The sequence below is a fragment of the Mitsuaria sp. TWR114 genome (assembly GCF_007997345.1).
Genome location: NZ_VOSR01001071.1, coordinates 1 through 1,987, shown reverse-complemented (window position 1 = coordinate 1,987; position 1,987 = coordinate 1). Strand labels below are relative to the sequence as shown.

1 protein-coding gene and 1 pseudogene are annotated in these 1,987 nt (G+C 72.6%); both read left to right on the top strand.

The annotated features are described in order from the left end of the window. On the top strand, nucleotides 1-1,665 hold a 1,665-nt coding region (locus FUT87_RS27445; protein ID WP_222617327.1), incomplete at its 5' end, for an ATP-binding protein. A gap of 112 nt (nucleotides 1,666-1,777) precedes the next feature. Next, nucleotides 1,778-1,987, top strand: a pseudogene (locus tag FUT87_RS27440) (hypothetical protein); the annotation flags it as partial.

Genomic DNA, 1,987 nt, shown 5'->3' with positions numbered 1-1,987 from the left:
GCGCCGCGGACGGTCGGCACCGGCGGCGCTTCCAGTGCCGGCACCAGGCCGGCGTGCCGAATGACGACGATGTCCCGAGAAAGAGAACCGTCCGCCGCCGACCGGGCGCTGCGAGACCTGATGGGTTTGCTGGCGCTGCCCGCGCTGTGGGTGGGCCGTGATGCCGCCACCGTGCTGCAGCTGACGACCGAGGCGGTCAACCGCATCGTCGGCACCGCGGTCTGCCTGGTGCACGCGCCGCTGGTGCCCGACGCCGCGCCGACGACGCTGCTGCAGCTGGGCGGGGTGCGCGTCGCGCACGATGCCTGGACCGACTTCATCGCCGCCTGCCGGCAGATGCCCGACGCCGCCGACACCGCCACCGCGCTCGAATCGCCGCTGGGCACCCTGCGCGTCGTGCGGCTCTACCTCGGACCGGCGGGCCGGGCGGGCAGCCTGTGGTTCGGCTCGTCGCGACCGGACTTCCCCTCCGCCCACCAGAGCGCCTTCATGCGCGCGGCGGCGACGCTGGCCTCCACCGGCCTGCATGCCGCCCGGCTGGATCACGAACGCGAGCGCGCCGCCAGCGCCAAGGACGAGTTCCTGGCGATGCTCGGTCACGAACTGCGCAATCCGCTGGCGCCGATCTCCACGGCGCTGCACCTGATCCGGCTGCAGACGGGCCAGCTCTCGCGCGAGCACGAGATCATCGAGCGCCAGGTCGGCCATCTGTCCAAGCTGGTGGACGACCTGCTCGACATCACCCGCATCACGCGCGGCAAGATCGAGCTGTCGCGCGAGCCGGTGGACGTGCCCTTCCTGCTCAGCGACGCGATCGAGGGCGTCAGCCCGCTGCTCGAGGAACGCAACCACCAGTTGCGGGTCGCCTGCGAGGTCGGGCCGGAGCTGCGCCTGGTCGGTGATCGCGCGCGGCTGCGGCAGGTGGTGGTCAACCTGCTCAGCAACGCCGCCAAGTACACGCCGACGAACGGCGAGATCCGCGTCGCCGCGCGGGCCGAGGGGCAGGCGCTGGTGATCGAGGTGCAGGACAACGGCGCCGGCATCGACGCCGAGATGCTGCCGCGCGTGTTCGAACTGTTCGAGCAGGGCTCGACGACGCTGGACCGCTCCAAGGGCGGGCTCGGCATCGGGCTGGCGATCGTGAAACAGCTCGTCGAGATGCATCACGGCCAGGTGGCGGTGCACAGCGAGGGGCCGGGGCAGGGCGCGACCTTCCGGGTCACGCTTCCGGCCGAGATCCATGCGGCGCCGCCCGAACCCGGCCCCGCGGCCGAGGCGCTGGACACGCTGCCGCCGGTGCAGGGGCGGGTGCTGGTCGTGGACGACAACCGCGACGCCGCCGAGACGCTGGGGCTGGCGCTGCGCTACGCCGGCTACGACGTGGTCACCACCACGCTGCCGCAGGAGGCGCTGGACCGGCTGCGCGGCTCGCGCTTCGATGCGGCGGTGCTCGACATCGGCATGCCGGTCATCGACGGCTACCAGCTCGCGATGCTGATCCACGACGAGCTTGGCGCGGGCGCGCCGCGGCTGATCGCGCTGACCGGCTACGGCCAGGCGTCCGACCGCGACAAGGCCCTGAGCAGCGGCTTCGACGAGCACATGGTCAAGCCGATCGACCTGGACCGGCTGACGCGCACCCTCGAACGCTTGATCCGCGCCTGATCCGCGCGGACGCTCGTTCAGGCGTGTGTCGACGCGCGTGTCGGGGCGTGCCCGGGCGACGCGCTCGGTCAGGCGGCCCGCGGGCGGGACGCCCTCCTAGAATGCCTGCCCAATGAGCACGCCCGGAACTTCCCCGTCCTCCTCGCCGAGCGCCCCCGCGCCGGCGCCCGCGCACGTGGCGATCCTCGACGACGAGGTGGACATCACCCAGCTGCTGGCCGGTTACCTCGCCACCCACGGTTTCCGCACGACGCAGCTGCACACCGGGCGCGCGCTGATGGCGCTGATGGCCGACGATCCACCCGACCTGGTGCTGCTCGAC